Annotated in this window: 17 protein-coding genes; 6 read left to right on the top strand and 11 right to left on the bottom strand. The window is 57.8% G+C overall.

The window, feature by feature from the left end; all coding sequences use genetic code 11:
- Positions 1-32: 32 nt before the first annotated feature.
- The 6 genes from hscA to VGM18_12885 form a co-directional block, all read right to left on the bottom strand.
- The gene (gene hscA / locus VGM18_12910) at positions 33-1,943 is read right to left on the bottom strand and encodes a Fe-S protein assembly chaperone HscA (protein ID HEY3973898.1); all 1,911 of its coding nucleotides are present in this window, start codon (positions 1,941-1,943) and stop codon (positions 33-35) included.
- 83 nt (positions 1,944-2,026) lie between these two features.
- The gene (hscB, locus tag VGM18_12905; GenBank protein HEY3973897.1) at positions 2,027-2,791 is read right to left on the bottom strand and encodes a Fe-S protein assembly co-chaperone HscB; all 765 of its coding nucleotides are present in this window, start codon (positions 2,789-2,791) and stop codon (positions 2,027-2,029) included.
- A 130-nt stretch (positions 2,792-2,921) separates the two neighbouring features.
- On the bottom strand, positions 2,922-3,296 hold the full coding sequence (locus VGM18_12900; GenBank protein HEY3973896.1) for an iron-sulfur cluster assembly accessory protein: 375 nt from the start codon (positions 3,294-3,296) through the stop codon (positions 2,922-2,924).
- A 251-nt stretch (positions 3,297-3,547) separates the two neighbouring features.
- Positions 3,548-3,961, bottom strand: a complete 414-nt coding sequence (iscU, locus tag VGM18_12895; protein ID HEY3973895.1) for a Fe-S cluster assembly scaffold IscU — start codon at positions 3,959-3,961, stop codon at positions 3,548-3,550.
- Positions 3,962-4,096: 135 nt separating this feature from the next.
- Entirely contained in the window at positions 4,097-5,380 is a 1,284-nt protein-coding gene (locus VGM18_12890) for an IscS subfamily cysteine desulfurase (GenBank protein HEY3973894.1), read from the bottom strand.
- 97 nt (positions 5,381-5,477) lie between these two features.
- A complete protein-coding gene (locus VGM18_12885) occupies positions 5,478-5,936 on the bottom strand; it encodes an Rrf2 family transcriptional regulator (protein ID HEY3973893.1) in 459 nt (152 codons plus the stop codon).
- Positions 5,937-6,347: 411 nt separating this feature from the next.
- Here VGM18_12885 and VGM18_12880 point away from each other — a divergent pair, with 411 nt between their 5' ends.
- The gene (locus VGM18_12880) at positions 6,348-6,536 is read left to right on the top strand and encodes a hypothetical protein (GenBank protein HEY3973892.1); all 189 of its coding nucleotides are present in this window, start codon (positions 6,348-6,350) and stop codon (positions 6,534-6,536) included.
- A gap of 142 nt (positions 6,537-6,678) precedes the next feature.
- Positions 6,679-7,068: a response regulator gene (locus VGM18_12875; protein HEY3973891.1), complete on the top strand. Its 390-nt coding sequence runs from the start codon at positions 6,679-6,681 to the stop codon at positions 7,066-7,068.
- Positions 7,069-7,141: 73 nt separating this feature from the next.
- Here VGM18_12875 and tsaD read toward each other — a convergent pair whose 3' ends face one another.
- A complete protein-coding gene (gene tsaD, locus VGM18_12870; GenBank protein HEY3973890.1) occupies positions 7,142-8,299 on the bottom strand; it encodes a tRNA (adenosine(37)-N6)-threonylcarbamoyltransferase complex transferase subunit TsaD in 1,158 nt (385 codons plus the stop codon).
- A 22-nt stretch (positions 8,300-8,321) separates the two neighbouring features.
- Here tsaD and VGM18_12865 point away from each other — a divergent pair, with 22 nt between their 5' ends.
- The 4 genes from VGM18_12865 (at position 8,322) to gatA (ending at position 12,047) form a co-directional block, all read left to right on the top strand.
- The gene (locus tag VGM18_12865; protein ID HEY3973889.1) at positions 8,322-9,713 is read left to right on the top strand and encodes a CCA tRNA nucleotidyltransferase; all 1,392 of its coding nucleotides are present in this window, start codon (positions 8,322-8,324) and stop codon (positions 9,711-9,713) included.
- 95 nt (positions 9,714-9,808) lie between these two features.
- On the top strand, positions 9,809-10,111 hold the full coding sequence (locus VGM18_12860) for a DUF721 domain-containing protein (protein HEY3973888.1): 303 nt from the start codon (positions 9,809-9,811) through the stop codon (positions 10,109-10,111).
- 39 nt (positions 10,112-10,150) lie between these two features.
- A complete protein-coding gene (gene gatC, locus VGM18_12855) occupies positions 10,151-10,489 on the top strand; it encodes an Asp-tRNA(Asn)/Glu-tRNA(Gln) amidotransferase subunit GatC (protein ID HEY3973887.1) in 339 nt (112 codons plus the stop codon).
- A 127-nt stretch (positions 10,490-10,616) separates the two neighbouring features.
- Positions 10,617-12,047 carry an Asp-tRNA(Asn)/Glu-tRNA(Gln) amidotransferase subunit GatA gene (gene gatA / locus VGM18_12850; protein HEY3973886.1) on the top strand — a complete coding sequence of 477 codons (1,431 nt, stop codon included), beginning with the start codon at positions 10,617-10,619 and terminating at the stop codon, positions 12,045-12,047.
- Between the two features lie 94 nt (positions 12,048-12,141).
- On the opposite strand, the gene VGM18_12845 is transcribed toward gatA, so the two are convergent.
- From VGM18_12845 to VGM18_12830, 4 genes are all read right to left on the bottom strand, one after another.
- Positions 12,142-12,741 carry an FmdE family protein gene (locus VGM18_12845; protein ID HEY3973885.1) on the bottom strand — a complete coding sequence of 200 codons (600 nt, stop codon included), beginning with the start codon at positions 12,739-12,741 and terminating at the stop codon, positions 12,142-12,144.
- Between the two features lie 53 nt (positions 12,742-12,794).
- Positions 12,795-14,279 carry a cysteine--tRNA ligase gene (gene cysS / locus VGM18_12840; protein ID HEY3973884.1) on the bottom strand — a complete coding sequence of 495 codons (1,485 nt, stop codon included), beginning with the start codon at positions 14,277-14,279 and terminating at the stop codon, positions 12,795-12,797.
- Between the two features lie 207 nt (positions 14,280-14,486).
- Positions 14,487-15,077, bottom strand: a complete 591-nt coding sequence (locus VGM18_12835) for a CDP-alcohol phosphatidyltransferase family protein (GenBank protein HEY3973883.1) — start codon at positions 15,075-15,077, stop codon at positions 14,487-14,489.
- Positions 15,074-15,544, bottom strand: coding sequence for a hypothetical protein (locus VGM18_12830; GenBank protein ID HEY3973882.1), 471 nt, complete (start codon positions 15,542-15,544; stop codon positions 15,074-15,076). Before VGM18_12830 ends, VGM18_12835 begins: the two co-directional genes overlap by 4 nt.
- Between the last annotated feature and the right edge of the window lie 175 nt (positions 15,545-15,719).

Here is a 15,719-nt window from a genome sequence, read left to right as displayed (position 1 = left end):
ACGCCCTCGCTACAGCCGGCGGGACGCCGGCGCTACTCAAATTCTGCTTTTGCCATGGGATGCGGGGCGGTTGGGCCTTCGCCCAAGTCGGCCTCGTTCATGTTTTTGCCTTTCAGCGCTGATGAGACGGCGGTGTCCATCATCAGTTCTGCGAGGCGCATCGTGCCTTGATTCAGCGCGTCGATGGCTTTGCGGATTGCCTGATAGTCGTCTTCTTTGTTGACCGCGGCCAGCGCTTTTTCCATCTTGGCGATTTGTTTTTTCTCGTCAGTAGTGAGTTGCGCCCAGGCTGCGCCCTTTTTGCCTTTTTCGAGAGCGGCGAGGATTGTCTGGGTTTCGGCGCGCGCTTCGATGACCTGGCGGCGGCGGAAATCTTCTTCTGCGTTGTCGAAGGAATCGAGAATCATGCCTTCGACCTGTTCGTCGGTCAGGCCGTAGCTTGGCTGCACTTGAATCTCGGCCTCTTTGCCGCTGCGCTGCTCGCGCGCGGAGACGTGCAGAATGCCGTTGGCGTCGATGAGAAACTTGACTTCGACGCGAGGAATGCCCGCAGCCATCGGCGGAATGCCTTTCAGATCGAAGCGCGCCAGCGAACGGCAGTCGGTAGCGAGTTCGCGTTCGCCTTGCAAGACGTGGATCGCAACGTTCGCTTGGCCGTCGATCTGCGTGGTGTAGAACTGCGTTGCCGAAGCCGGGATGGTTGAGTTTCGCAGAATGATTTTGTCGGTAACGCCACCGGCAACTTCAATGCCGAGCGAAAGCGGAGTCACGTCGAGCAGCAGCATGTTTTCGGTGGCTTCGGAGCCGCCGCCAAGAATGTTGGCTTGCACGGCTGCGCCGAGTGCAACGACTTCGTCGGGATTCAAGTCGAGGTGCGGTTCGCGGTGAAATATTTCTTTCACGAGCGCACGAACTTTCGGGATGCGCGTGGAACCGCCGACAAGCACGACTTCGTCGATCTGCTCCGGTTTGAGGTTCGCATCTTTCATGGCCTGCTTGCAGGGCCCGACGGTGCGATCGATGATTGGCTGAATGAGTTGTTCGTACTGCTCCCGCGTAATTTCGCGCTGGTAGCGCTGGCCGCCGGGAAGTTCGATATCGAGCTTGATTGACGACTCGGACGACAGCGCGATCTTGGCTTCGATGACGGCTTTGCGGATTGCCTGCACGGCTTCGGCGTTGCGACGAAGGTCGAGACCGAGATCGCCTTTGATGTCATCGAGTGCGATCGTGATCAACAGATTGTCGATGTCGTCGCCGCCGAGATGCGTGTCGCCGTTGGTAGCGATGACTTCGAAGATGCCGTCGTGCAGTTTGAGGATCGAGATGTCGAACGTGCCGCCGCCGAGATCGTAAACGGCGACGATGCCGTTCTGCTTTTTGTCGAGGCCATAGGCGAGTGATGCGGCGGTGGGCTCGTTGACCAAGCGCAGGACTTCGAGGCCCGCGATGCGTCCGGCATCTTTGGTGGCCTGGCGCTGGGCGTCGTTGAAATAGGCGGGAACGGTGATAACGGCTTTGCTCACGGGACTGCCGAAGAAACGTTCGGCGCTGCGCTTGAGCTGACGAAGAATGAGAGCAGAGATTTCTGGCGGAGTGAACGTCTTGTCGCCGAGCTTCTTTTCGCCAAGTCTGATGCGGAGAACTTCGCCGGGTTGAAGGTCTTCGGCGAGGCGGAAAGGGAAGAGCTTGAGTTCTTCCTGAATATCTTCAATGCCGCGTCCCATGAGACGTTTGATGGAGTAGACGGCGCGCTCCGGCGTTTCGATGAGCGACTTGCGGGCGGCGTTGCCGACGACGGGCTGGTTGTTGGCGTCGAGTGCGACGACCGATGGCAGCAGATTCAAGCCGTCATCGTTAGGGATGACGACAGGCGTGTCCCCCTGCATGAACGCGACTAGCGAGTTCGTGGTGCCGAGGTCGATGCCGACGATGCGATCCATATCGATTGTGTAATTTAGTAATTGAGTAATTTTGTAATTGAACAACTGACTTTAGTTACTCAATTACTAAATTCCCCAATTTCTCAATTTTCTTCCAGTGCCGCATTCACATCTCTGACCAAGTTCCGAATGTAATTGCGGCGGTTCAATACATCTACCATCCTGGCGGTCGCTTGCGCGCGTTCTTCGGACGTGGCGTCGCCGCGATCGACCAGATTGTCCCAAACCTTCCACCCTGCTTTGAGTTCGTGCAAGAGGGCTTCATGCTTCGCTTCTAGAGCCAATTTTGCTTTGCCAATTTCTTCAAGCAGCGCGGGGTCGTCCTCGCCCATTTTCTTCTGCATGCGAAGTTCTTCGAGCTGCATGTTCAGTTCGAAGACTTCTTCGAGCAGATCTGGCGGGACAATCTGCTTCTTGATTTCTCCAGTGGCCCGGGCCTGCTCGGTGGCGCTTTTTGATTGTTCTTCCAACTCGACGCCTTCGAGGTGCAGCAGGTATTCGGTGCGCTTGATTGGGTCGCGCAGTGTGCGATAGGCGTCGTTGAGCAGGGAGCTTTGTTCCAGGCTCCATTCTTGTTCCTGGCTTCCGGCGCGCGCGTTCAGATCGGGATGAAGGCGGCGGCTCAGTTCGTAGAAGCTTTTCTCCAGGCTGGGGACTTCCAAGTTGAGCTTGGGTGCGAGTCCGAGGAAAGAAAAATAGTCGACCGGAACCGGAGGCTGCACCTTGCCGCAGGATTCGCAGAAGTGCGCGGCACGAGGATCCTGGAACGATGCCCCGCACGACCAGCAGGACTGGGTGTCCTGCTGAAGCGGCTTCCCGGCGATTGTGGTTAGAGATGAATTCGTCATGCGTCGTTTCCTGGCAAAGATCGTGCCGGCTGCGCTTGTGTGCGGGAACTGAGTTCGCCCTTCGTGGTTAGATCCGCGGGCAAGAGCGCCGGCGCGCCACACAATCGCAGGCCGCAGTCCCACACAGGCATCAGGCGGAGAACGACGTGCCGCAACCGCACGACTTCGTCGCCTGCGGATTTACGAAGACGAAGCCTTGTTGCATCAGAGTTTCCTGATAGTCCAGCGTCATGCCGTGCAGATAGATGAATGACTTGGGATCGACGAAGACCCGAATATCGCTGAACTGAAAGATGCGGTCGCGCTCGCGCGGTTGCGTATCGAAGCGCACGTTGTAGCTCAGGCCCGAACACCCGCCGCCTTGCACGCCGAGCCGCAAGCCGCCCTGCTTGGGCGAGATGCCTTCTTTGGCCATGGCGCTGCGGACTTTGGACAAGGCTTTCTCGGTGACGAGAATTCCTTTGGCCGGGGCCTGCGCGGGTTTTTGCTCGGTTGCGGTCGTCATCTCTTCTTTAGCATTCCCTCGGCGGCTAAAGCCGCGTTGAGTGCGTCCTCTAACGGCACGACTAAAGTCGTGCCCTTCCCGTTCTTGCCGATCTCACGGGGCTAAAGCACAGTCATCGATCAGCGCAACTGTGGCCCTAAAGGGCCGCTCTTCCACGATACGTTGCCGCGATTCCACGATGCCGTTCTTCCACGACGCCCAGTTGTTCTTCCACGGACGCCCTGCCGTTTTTTCAGGACGCCCCTGCGATTTTACTTCGCTTCGGCGGCGACCGGGGTGGCGACTTCCTGCTTCTTTTTCCAGTCGCCGATGGCGGCGCGGATGGCGTCTTCGGCCAGCACGGAACAATGGATTTTTACGGGAGGAAGCGATAGTTCCTTCACGATGTCCATGTTCTTGATGGCGAGGGCTTCGTCGACCGTCTTGCCCTTCACCCACTCGGTGGCGAGGGAGGAGGAGGCGATGGCCGAGCCGCAGCCGAAGGTCTTGAACTTGGCGTCTTCAATGACGTTGGTTTCGCGGTTGACCTTGATCTGCAGCTTCATAACGTCGCCGCACTCGGGCGCGCCGACCAGGCCCGTGCCCACGTCGGCGCTGGACTTGTCCATGGAGCCGACGTTGCGGGGGTTGGAGTAATGATCGAGAACTTTATCGCTGTATGACATTTTTGAGCTCCAAGTTTCAAAGTTTGCGAAATGCAATGTTTCAAAGTTTCGAATGTTTCAAGGTTTCAAAATCCAATTCGGTTGCAAAGTTCAGGTTTCGAAACCTTGAAACGTTGCAACCTTGAAACCTTGCCTTTAATGCGCTTCTCCGGCCCACTTCACGTCTTTCAGGTTGACTCCCTCTTTGGCCATTTCGTAGAGCGGAGAAAGTTCGCGCAAGCGCTCGACGGTTTCGATTACGCGATCGGCGACGTAGTCGACTTCGGCTTCGGTGTTGAAGCGGCCAATGCCGAAGCGGATCGAGCTGTGCGCCAGGTCGTCGCCGGTGCCGAGAGCCTTCAATACATAAGATGGCTCCAGCGTCGCGGAGGTGCAGGCCGAACCGCTCGACACTGCGATGTCGTTGATGCCCATCAGAAGCGACTCGCCTTCCACGTAGGCGAAGCTGATGTTCAGGTTGCCGGGCAGACGATGCTCCATCGATCCATTGATGTAGGCTTCGTCGAGACGATTCATAATGCGATCGCGCAGGCGGTTGCGCAGGCCGGCGAGATGGCAGGATTCTTTCGGCATTTCTTCTTGCGCGAGGGCACAGGCCTTTCCAAGGCCGACAATTCCCGGAACGTTCAATGTACCGGAGCGCATGCCGCGCTCGTGGCCGCCGCCGTCAATGATGGCTGATAGTTGCACGCGCGGATTCTTGCGGCGCACGTACAACGCGCCCACGCCCTTGGGTCCGTACATTTTATGGCCCGAGATCGACATGAGGTCGATGTTCTGCTTGTTGACGTCGGTCGGGACTTTGCCCACGGCTTGCGTCGCGTCGCTGTGGAAGATGACTCCACGCTCGCGACAGAGTTTGCCAATTTCCGCGACCGGTTGCAGCACGCCGATTTCGTTGTTGGCGGCCATGATCGTGACCAGGATGGTCTTGTCGTCCATGGCGCGCTTCAGGTCGTCGAGATCGATCAGACCGTCTTTCTGCACCGGCATGTAGGTCACGCGGTAGCCGTATTTCTCGAGGCGCTTGCAGGTGTCGAGCACGGCCTTGTGCTCGGTGACCGCAGTGATGATGTGGTTGCCCTTCTCGCGATACATTTCGGCGACACCCTTGATGGCGAGGTTATCGCTCTCGGTGGCGCCGGAGGTGAAGACGATTTCCTTGGTGGTCGCGCCGACCAGTTTGGCGATGCGCTCGCGGGCTGTTTCGACGCCCTCTTCGGCGGCCCAGCCGAAGGAGTGATTGCGGCTGGCCGAGTTGCCGAATTTCTCGATGAAGAAAGGCAGCATCTCTTCGAGCACCCGTGGATCCATTGCGGTGGTGGCGTGGTTATCCATGTAAATGGGCAGCTTCACGCCGTTGGCGCCGGGGTGGCGCGTCTCTATAGTTTCCTGGGGGATCTTTACGTCCGTGCTCATGGATTGCCTCTCATCCGAAATTCGTCGTTGGTCGTTTGTCGTTGGTCCTTGGTCATCAGCCGCTCACTATTTTGATGAAGCTCGATCGCTTTCCGGCTCAGGTGATTGTCACAAGTTCTGCCGGTTTGGGGGCGGTGGCAGCAGCCTCCTCCGGTTCTTCCCGCATGTGCGAGATCTTGATGCGCTTCAATACCGCCTCAATACTGTCGTTCACTTTTCGCAGCGGCTCGCGGATATTGCAACGGTCGCTTTGATCGCACTCCCCGCGCACGGTCACGCAGGAAGTGATGAACAGCGGGCCGTCGATGGCGCGAATCACTTCGAAAGCCGAAATCGTGTGAGCGGCGCGAGCCAGCATGTATCCGCCGTTGGTGCCGTGCTGCGATTGCAATAGGCCGGCTTTGGCCAAACGCTGAAGAATCTTGGCCAAGGCCTCGGGCGGAATGCCATAGGCATCGGCCACATCCTTTGCGCTGCGCGAGCGCTCACCCGGGTGCTCGGCGAGATGTTTCATCGCCATCAGCGCGTAGTCGGCCTTTTTCGTAAGCTTCAGCAATGGCAAATCCTGGGTAAGCCGATCTTATTCATCTCATCTTCATCTCATCCGAGCGTAATCTTCAATCCGGTAAATCCGACCAAAGAGGTCGGGGATAATTCCGACCTTTTCCGTCGTAATTTCATTCTACGGTATAGATGCCTTGGCGGCAAGGTTTGGCAGGCAGAGGTAAGAAAATGATTGCTAATGGTAACTATCGATGACTGAATGGCTTATGGGGGCCGGCAATCATTTGAGGCCGGAATCGCCAGTCGGGAAACAATTGGGGGATCGGGATCAGGCCCTTGTTTTTACATATTCCGAGCAGTGGCAGCAGTGAGGGCTTGACAATGGGAAAAGCAAGGCTAAAATACCGGAAAATCCAGGCAAAAACAGCATCCCGCTCGGTTTGGTCTGGAAATCTCCCGATTTATGACGTCCAAGTCGCCCGCTCCGCCTAGCCCTGACAAGAAGCAGCCGTGCAAGCATCCACGCGTGCAGATCGTAGGCCGCGATGAGGAATCGGAATTTGTGGAATGCAAAGAATGCGGCGAGGTCTTCGAATCCAGCGAATTCAAGGACATGAATATCGAAGACCGTACTCAGGAATCCGAGATCTGAAGGAGCGATCCGATAATTTTCTGGCGGACGATGTGACAGAAGTAATCGCCGTTCTTGCTTTTCGCGTTGTTGCTCTCGAAAACTCTCTGTTACTGTGCGACGCGGGGGCGTGTGTTGGCATTGTTCCGTCTCTCCATCTCTTATGCCTCTGCTGGCTCTGGTGGTCGACGATTCGATGCTGATTCGCTACACCGTGGGCTGCTTTCTCGAGGGGCGCGGTTTTGCGGTTGAGCCCGCGAGTAATGGCGAGGAAGCGTTGGAGGCGCTTAAACGGGTGCGGCCCGATTTGATTGTCACTGACATGCAGATGCCGAAGATGTCAGGAAGTGAATTCATTACGGCGCTGAAAAACAAGCCGGAAACTGCGGGACTTCCGATCATCATTGTCGCAGGCCGCGTCAGCGGGTTCGTTGAGTCGGAAAAGCGCGCGAATTTTGCCATCTACAAAGACATTGATATTGAAGAGCAGTTGGCGCGGGCGCTGGATGTCGTGATGGGGAAGGCTAATCGGGCTACCGCAGGAAAGTCTTAATCTCGCACAAGCAAAAAACCTTAACCACGGAGACCACGGAGCAGTGTGTCCTCTGTGGTTTAAGGTTTTTTGCTTAGCGCAGGAGCAGGCCGGCCTCCGCGGAGAAATCCATCGAGGCGAAATCTTTCAACAGGAACTTAGGGTAGGCGGCAGCGGCGATCATGGCGGCGTTATCGGTCGACAGGCGACGTGAGGGGAAGTATACGGGCACTCCCTGCTTCGCGGCTTCGCGTTCAAAAGTCTGCCGTAGTTCCTGGTTGGCGGCGACGCCCCCGGTCACAAAAAGCGTGGCGACGTCGCAGGCGCGAGCGGCAGCGAGAGTCTTGCCTACTAGATCATCGACGATGGCGCGCTGAAACGATGCCACCAGATCGAGCGTGAGCTTGTCGCAGTGGGTGAGATAGTCGTCGAGCGATGGATTCGGGATAGTTGCCAGGGCCTTGCGTCGCGCTTCGACGGAGGCACGCATATCATGCGCTTCCACGTAACGCAAGATTGAGGTTTTGATTCCGCTGTAAGAGAAATCAAAGCGCGGACGATCGTCCACTTGGACTTCTTTGCCGTCGTTGCGGTCGCGGCGGTCGCGGTGCTTGATCTGAGCCGGCGGAAATTTCACGGCTTTCGGATTGCCGTGAAGCGCGAGTCGGTCGATGGTTGGGCCTCCTGGATATCCCAGACCCAGGAGCTTAGCGACTTTGTCGAAGGCTTCTCCGGCCGCGTCGTCGCGAGTGTGGCCGATATTTATGTAGGTCCAGGATTGATGGTTTTGGTTTGCAAGGTAAAGATGGGTGTGTCCGCCGGAAACGACCAGCGCCAGCAGCGGGAATTGCAATTCGTGGTTGCCTTTCTGCCGTTCCTCCAGCAACACCGCGTGGATGTGGCCTTCGAGATGGTTGACGGAGATCAATGGCTTGTCGAGCGCGAATGCCAGAGCCTTGGCATAGCTGATGCCGACCAGCAAAGCTCCGGCGAGGCCGGGACCCTGAGTGACGGCGATGGCATCGACGGAATCATAAGTACGATGAGCGTCGGCGAGGGCCTGGCGTACAACCGGCACGATAGCGCGGAGATGTTCGCGCGAGGCGAGTTCAGGGACCACTCCGCCGTACGGTTGATGAGTCGCGATCTGCGACGCGACGGCATTGGAAATGAGTTGTTCGCCCGAGCGCACGACGGCCGCCGCGGTTTCATCGCAGGAGCTTTCGATGCCGAGGATGTGGGCGTCAGGCATAGTTCTATAGTATTAGAAATTCATGGATGATTTCGGCCGACACTTAAGGGATTTCTCCACGTCCATTATTCAAATTCTGCGCCAGCAGGGCTTTCAGGCCTATCTGGTAGGCGGATGCGTACGCGACCTTTTGTTGGGACGCGAGCCCAAGGATTACGACGTGGCGACCAATGCGAGGCCGGAGCAGGTCATGCGAATCTTTCCCGAGACTTACGCTGTCGGGGTGCAGTTCGGAGTGGTCCTCGTGCCTGTGCCGCAAGAACAAGAGGTGGCGAGCGCTGGGTCTGCTGAATCGTCGCCGGTTCAGTCTTCTTCCCATCCGCATGCAGTTGAGGTGGCGACATTTCGCAGCGACATTGGGTATTCCGATGGACGGCATCCGGATGAAGTGCGATTCAGCGGCGATCCGCGCGAGGATGTGGCGCGGCGCGACTTTACGATCAACGGAATGCTGCTCGATCCGATGACGGGCGAGGTGCTGGATTTTGTTGGAGGGCGGAAGGACCTGAACGCAGGAATAATTCGGGCGATTGGCGACGCTGAGCGGCGCTTCGGCGAAGACAAGTTGCGCATGCTGCGCGCTGTGCGCTTCGCTGCGCGCTTCGAATATGCGATTGAGCCGGGGACGTTTGCGGCGATGCAGAAGCAGGCGGAGCAGATTCAGGTAGTGTCGCGCGAACGCGTCCGGGATGAACTGACTCGCATGTTGACGGAGGGGCACGGCCGACGGGCGTTTCTTTTGCTCGATGCGAGCGGGCTGCTGAAGCGGTTGCTGCCGGAGATTTCCGCGATGAAGGAGGTGCAACAGCCGCCGGAGTTTCATCCGGAGGGCGACGTGTTTGTGCACACGTTGCTGCTGCTGGAGAATCTGCCGAATCCCTGTCCGCTGACGCTGGCGTGGGGAGCGCTGCTGCACGATGTGGGTAAGCCCGCGACTTTTCGTGTGGCTCCGGACCGTATCCGGTTCGATAACCACGTGGAAGTGGGGGTCAAGATGGCAGAAGAGATTTGCCGGCGCCTACGATTTTCCAAAGACGAGACCGAACAGATTGTGGCGCTCGTGGACAATCACATGCGCTTTGGCCACGTTTCGCGTATGAAGGAATCGACGCTGAAACGATTTCTACGTCTCCCGGCATTTGACGAGCACTTGGCTTTGCATCGCGCGGACTGCCTGGCCAGCCATCGTAATCTGGCGACGTATGAATTGATCCAGCGGAAACGAGCGGAGATTCCGCAGGAAAAGATGCGGCCGTCGCCCTTGGTGACGGGCGAGGACTTGATCGCTCAGGGACATGTGCCGGGACCGAAGTTTCGCGAAATCCTTACCGCGGTGGAAGACGCGCAACTCGAAGGGCGATTGGCATCGCGAGACGCGGCGCTGGACTTTGTGCGGCGCGAATTTCCGGCGTAGATATCGCGGGAGCAAGAAGCAAGATCGACAGCGAACGAGGATGCTAAAATCGATTTTTCCGTCGGACCTTCGCATTGGCTGGGATGAGGGATGGCTTGGAACAAGCGGGCGCTGGGCTGGAGAGAATTATTGCGCAGTCTTTGCGGCAGTCGCCGCCGGCGGATGCACCGCTGCTGGCTTGGCCGGTCGTGTGCGGTTCGGCCGTGGCTGAGCGCACTCGGGCGCTGACGTTTGAGGAGGGCGTGTTGCGAGTGGAGGTTACCGGTCCGCGCTGGAAAGCGGAGCTGCAGGCCCTTGCGCCGCGATATCTGGCGCAGATCAATCGGTATACCACCGAGGCGGTTCGTAGAATCGAGTTTGTCGTGGTGCATCCGGAAGCCGAGAAGAATACGCGCTGAACCTGGCCTCGCATCTTGCTAGTCCCAACCGCATATTTTATGAAAGCTACCGATAAAGATGTTGCCTATGTGGCCGAGCTGGCCAATCTGGAACTGACCGCCGAGGAGCGCGGGGGAATGCTGCGCGACTTGAATTCGATTCTTGCGTACGTGGATCTGCTCAATGAGCTGGATACGTCGGATGTGCCGCCGATGGCGCAGGTTTCGGATCGATATGGCGTGGACGAGAGCCGGCAGGGAAGCGAGCGCTTCGTCTACGCCAGCCGCGAAGACATTCTGGAAGGGCTGCGCAAATCTTTGCCGCAGGCCGAGGCGCTGGCCAATGCTCCGGATGCGGACGAAGAATTTTTCAGAGTACCGAAAGTGATTGAAAGATAGTGGACAGTGGTCAGTGGCCAGTGACTGGCGATCAGTAAAACTGATTGGCTACCGATCTCCGATTACCGACCACTTACCACCGACCACTGACCACAGATATTCGCTCATCACTAGCCACTTTTTTCTAATGGAATTGAACTCACTCACTATCGAGGCCGCCCGGGCCGCGGTGCAACGGCGCGAGGTCACTGCGCTGGAGCTGGCGGAGGCGCACTTTGCCCGCATTAAACAGGAAGATGGGCAAATCGGCGCGTTTCTCACTCTGTCGAAGGAGCGGGCGCTCGAGCAGGCGGATCGCATGGACCGCATGGCGGCGGAAGGAAAAACGTTGCCGCCGTTGGGCGGTGTGCCCGTCGGAATTAAAGATGTCATGAGCACGCGCGGACTGCGCACGACTGCGGGATCGAAGATTCTGGAGAACTACGTTCCGCCCTATGACTGCACGGCCGTGGCGCGAATGGAAGCAGCAGGTGCAGTGGTGTTGGGCAAGATGAATTGCGACGAGTTTGCGATGGGGTCGTCGAATGAGAATTCGGCATATCGTCCGGTGCGCAACCCGCGCGATCTGGGCCGCGTACCCGGAGGATCTTCCGGCGGCTCGGCTGCCGCAGTGGCAGCTGACATGGCCGTGGCTACGTTAGGCTCCGATACCGGCGGGTCGATCCGGCAGCCGGCGTCATTCTGTGGCGTGGTGGGATTGATGCCGACCTACGGGCGTGTGTCGCGTTATGGCCTGATCGCATTCGCGTCATCGCTCGACCACATTGGACCCCTAACGAAAACGGTGACGGATGCTGCGATTGTGCTGCGCACGATTGCTGGGCGCGATCCGATGGATTCGACTTCGGCCGAGGTTCCGGTACCCGACTATGTTGCTGAACTCGAAAAGCCGTTCCGCGGAATGAGACTCGGAGTGGCGAAGGAATATTTCGGTGAAGGCCTGAACGATGAGGTGCGGCAGGCTGTGGAAGCGGCGATCGACAAGCTGAAGTCTTTGGGCTGTGAGATCGTGCCCGTGTCGCTGCCGCATACGCCTTATGCCATCCCCACGTATTACTTGATCGCGACTGCGGAGGCTTCCGCGAATCTGGCGCGCTTTGACGGCGTGCGCTATGGGCATCGGGCGCGCGGTGTGCAGACACTGTCGGAAATGTACCGGCGCAGCCGCGCTGAAGGCTTCGGGGCCGAGGTGAAGCGGCGCATCATGCTTGGGACTTATGCGCTGAGCGCGGGCTACTATGACGCGTATTACTTGAAAGCGCAAAAAGTACGCACGCTGTTGACGCGCGATTTCGACGAGGCTTTCCGCAAGGTCGATGCGATTGTGACACCGACGAGTCCGACGGCGGCGTTTCGGCTGGGAGAGAAGTCGAATGATCCGATGGCGATGTATCTGGCCGACGTCTACACTGTGACGGCTGACCTGGCAGGCATTCCGGGGATTTCGGTGCCCTGCGGAGTGACGCGCGAAAAGCTGCCCATTGGATTACAGATTCTGGGGAAGCATTTTGACGAGGCGGCGATTCTGCGCGTGGCATATGCGTACGAGCAGGCGTGAGGGTCGTCGCGCAGCGGCGAAAAGCAGGTTTCTCCACTTCGCCAGATGGCGCGCGAACGCGTCATCTGGCTCCACTCGAAATTACAGAGAACGATCAGATGTTTTCTAATACCTCGTAGTAACATTCCCCGGCGCAGGCGCGGCATAGGAGCTTTCCGTCGCGGCGGACCTCCCTGCGAAAGTTGATGCCCTCGCCGCATTTTTCGCACACCACGCGCTCACCTTTGTACCCCGGAAATTCTTCGGGTGGCAGTTCGACTTTCACGCACTGCGTGGTGAAAAGGTCGTCGTCGGAAATTTCGCGATAAGCCAGCATTTGCTGCTGATTCTTGTCGGCGAGGTCTGGGTGCATCTGGCGGGCGAGGGCTTTGGACGACTCTTTCGCGGCGATGCGTATCGCTTTGCCGCTGTTCACATCGACAAATGTGGCCGCAACTTTGCCCCAGTCGCGGAATTTCAGGGCGCGTTTGCCGAGTCGACATCCAGTGACGACGGCGACAGCGTCGGTGGCGCAGCGGTCGATTTCAACGAAGGTGACGAGGCGCTTCCGGTCTTTCCCGCGAGGATCGTCGATGCCCAATTTTTGCAGGCCGAGCATGGCGAGACGTACGCCGAGAACCTGGCCGGCACAGAGATGACCGTGGGCCTGCTCGGCATCGCGGAGATATTCGTCGAGGGAAAGCATACCAAACATGGCCTGTCAGCTCTCAGCCGTCAGCTTTCAGCTTAACATCTCTCGCTCACACATCATTTTCTGCGCCAGCGGATACCATCTTTCGTAATTTCTACGAGGATGCCGGCATCGGCCAGCTCGGCGCGGAGTGCGTCGGATGCTTTGAAATCGCGGGCGGTACGGGCTGCCTTCATTGCGGAGATCTTTTCGTCTATTGCGGCGTCTGAGAATTGGGCGGATTGAACGGCCTCGCGTAACTCTTGGCTGATGTCCTTTTCGCGGCCTGCTGTGACTGCCCAATCGAAGACCCGTTTCATTTTCGGAGCATCGTCGTCATCGAGTACTGCGAAAATTTCGTCGAACCTGGTGAGCGCTGTGAGCAAGGGCGGGACATCGTCTTGCCTAATTCCGTCGGCATCCGAGGCTGCATTGGCTTGGCGCACCATTTCGAAAATCGCAGCTTGCGCCTGCGCAGTGTTGAGGTCATCGTCGAGCGCGGCGGTTATGCGCGCGATGGTTTCGGTCGCTAGAGTCTGCATCTGCGGGGTGGAACCTTCGGCGAAGTTTCCCGTCTTCAGGCGCAATTGAAAATTTCGCAGGCGTTCGACTGACACGGCAGCCTGCTTCAATCCATCAAAGGTAAAGTTCAGCTGATTGCGGTATGGAACCGAAGCGAGCAGATAGCGCAAGGACGAGGGCTTGTGGCCTTTTAAAACCAGATCGCGGAGTGTGAAGAAGTTGCCCAGGCTCTTCGACATCTTTTCGCCTTCAACCAACAGGAAGCGTGGATGGAACCAGAAGTTAGCGAAAGTTTTTCCCGTGTAGGATTCCGATTGGGCAATTTCATTTTCGTGATGGGGAAAGACCAAGTCTTCTCCGCCGGCGTGCAGGTCGAAGGTTTCGCCGAGCTCTTCCATCGACATGACGGAGCACTCGAGGTGCCAGCCGGGACGGCCGGGGCCGATCGCCGATTCCCAAAAAGCCTCGCCCGGTTTCGGCGCTTTCCAGAGAGCGAAGTCGCGGGCGCTGTCTTTGTCGTATTCGTCCACATCGACGCGGGCGCCGTCCTGCATGCCGGCGAAATCTCGCTTCGAAAGTTTGCCGTATTCGGGAAACTTGGCGATGCGAAAATAGTATGAACCGTCGTCGGTGCGGTAGGCGAATCCTTTCTCTACAAGTTTCGCGACGAAGGCCGCCATTTCCGCAATGTGCTCGGTGGCGCGCACCAGCGTGGGTTCCTCGATGCCGATCATGGCTGCATCTTCGAGGAATGCCTTCTCGAACTTCGCGGTGTATTGCTGCACGCTTACGCCATCGCGCGCGGAGTTGCGGATAATTTTGTCGTCGACGTCGGTGATGTTCATGACATGGCAAACGGCATATCCGCTCTGGCGAAAGAAGCGGCGGAGAAGATCGACGGCGACAAAAGTGCGGAAATTGCCGATGTGTCCATAGTCATAAACCGTGGGGCCGCAGGCGTACATGCGGACTTCGCGATCGCGAATCGGGCGAAAGTCCTCGACCCGCGACGACATGGTGTTGTACAGACGAAGAGGCATAGGGGCGTTCGAGCAGCTAGAAGCGAATCTAAGATTCTAGGGAGCAGGCGAGAGCCGGTCAAATTGCGACCGCGACTGACAGTTGTGCAGGCTGGCTGGCGCGAGGGGCCGGTCAAGCCCAGCCGGTCAGGCCTGAAACGCTACGCATAAAGAGCGGCTTCGCTCCGGGATGACAACGCACTTGTAGAATCCTTTGTCCACATGCGGTCAGACGGCTGAACTGCGGGCCGGCGGCAAGGCATGCGTGTGCTCGCGCAGGCGCTGCTGCACCAGGATCACGTAATGCAGGGCCGAAACAATGGTGAAAATGAAAGTGGCGCGTAGAAAGACGGTGCGGACGATCCAGATCCAGCGCGCGGGATAAACCTCAAGCAGCAAGACGAAAAATACTGCGCTGATCTGCGAGAAAGTGTTGGCTTTGCCGAAAATGCTGGGACTGAAGTTACGCAGGCCGGCGATCGCGAACAAAACGGTGCTGGCGGCGAGGATGGAAATGTCGCGGCTGAACACCAGCACGGTGAATTTCCACGGAATTTTGTGCAGGATGGAAAGCACGAGAAAGATAGTGCTTAACAGAAGCTTGTCGGCAATGGGATCAAGATACTGCCCGAGCAAGGTTTGTTGATGAAGCGTCCGCGCGAGCAGGCCGTCGAGGCCATCGCTGAGGCCGGCAATGACGAAAACGACCAGCGCCCAAAGATAACGGCCCTCCACGAGATGGATCACGATGAACGGAACAAAAACCATTCGTAGCAGCGTGAGTTGATTGGGAGCGGTGAAGATATGGGAGAGCTTCACGCGTGCTCCTTGGGCACATGCTTCGGAAACTGCGATGGCGAGATAGGAACGTTGTGAGTCGCGTTTGCGTTTTCGCGGGAAGGCGCCAGCGCGGAGGAGGGCTGGAGGCCGGTCTTGGAGAAAAAGCGCTGGGAGAGAGAAGGCAGACTGCCGTCCGGTAGATCGAGTTCGACGCGTTCGATGCGATGCATGGGAAAGAAAACGACGGCCGGCGTGAAGGGTTCGCCGTCGCGGACCATTACCGTGAGATCTTCAAAGGAGGCGAGTTCGGCGCCGCTCAAGCTAAGGCCCTCTTGGGCAAGGGCAAGGATCATTCCCCAAAACTTTTCGCGGGGGTTACTCAACGTAGCTATCACCAGAGCACCGGGAGCGAAGAGTTCGCGTCCTTTGGCCGGCGCGTTTTGACGGTTGCTGGATGAGTGCTTTTCCACGATCAGATTGTCGCGCCGGTGAAGCGCGTATTGCAACTTTACCGCGGCGGGGTTATCAACTCCATCAATTCAAGCGGCGAACGGGATATGATATTGAGCGGCTTCAGGAGCGGTCTGGCGCGGAGCTGCCCGATAGGTATCCACTCTGCCAGACATGTCTCTTTATCTCTTTTCCTCGCATTGTCGATGTCCCGACCGGGAGGCGGGACGG

Origin of the sequence: Candidatus Sulfotelmatobacter sp., from assembly GCA_036500765.1 — a bacterium.
GTDB lineage: Bacteria > Acidobacteriota > Terriglobia > Terriglobales > Acidobacteriaceae > Sulfotelmatobacter.
Note: the sequence above shows the minus strand (reverse complement) of the source record. Positions and strands in the feature narration are given on the sequence as shown.

Bases quoted from the DNA above. Each gene is read 5' to 3' on its own strand.
- hscA (HEY3973898.1), bottom strand. From the start codon at position 1,943: ATGGATCGCATCGTCGGCATCGACCTCGGCACCACGAACTCGCTAGTC.
- hscB (HEY3973897.1), bottom strand. From the start codon at position 2,791: ATGACGAATTCATCTCTAACCACAATCGCCGGGAAGCCGCTTCAGCAG.
- VGM18_12900 (HEY3973896.1), bottom strand. From the start codon at position 3,296: ATGACGACCGCAACCGAGCAAAAACCCGCGCAGGCCCCGGCCAAAGGA.
- iscU (HEY3973895.1), bottom strand. From the start codon at position 3,961: ATGTCATACAGCGATAAAGTTCTCGATCATTACTCCAACCCCCGCAAC.
- VGM18_12890 (HEY3973894.1), bottom strand. From the start codon at position 5,380: ATGAGCACGGACGTAAAGATCCCCCAGGAAACTATAGAGACGCGCCAC.
- VGM18_12880 (HEY3973892.1), top strand. From the start codon at position 6,348: ATGACGTCCAAGTCGCCCGCTCCGCCTAGCCCTGACAAGAAGCAGCCG.
- VGM18_12875 (HEY3973891.1), top strand. From the start codon at position 6,679: ATGCCTCTGCTGGCTCTGGTGGTCGACGATTCGATGCTGATTCGCTAC.
- tsaD (HEY3973890.1), bottom strand. From the start codon at position 8,299: ATGCCTGACGCCCACATCCTCGGCATCGAAAGCTCCTGCGATGAAACC.
- VGM18_12865 (HEY3973889.1), top strand. From the start codon at position 8,322: ATGGATGATTTCGGCCGACACTTAAGGGATTTCTCCACGTCCATTATT.
- gatC (HEY3973887.1), top strand. From the start codon at position 10,151: ATGAAAGCTACCGATAAAGATGTTGCCTATGTGGCCGAGCTGGCCAAT.
- gatA (HEY3973886.1), top strand. From the start codon at position 10,617: ATGGAATTGAACTCACTCACTATCGAGGCCGCCCGGGCCGCGGTGCAA.
- VGM18_12845 (HEY3973885.1), bottom strand. From the start codon at position 12,741: ATGTTTGGTATGCTTTCCCTCGACGAATATCTCCGCGATGCCGAGCAG.
- cysS (HEY3973884.1), bottom strand. From the start codon at position 14,279: ATGCCTCTTCGTCTGTACAACACCATGTCGTCGCGGGTCGAGGACTTT.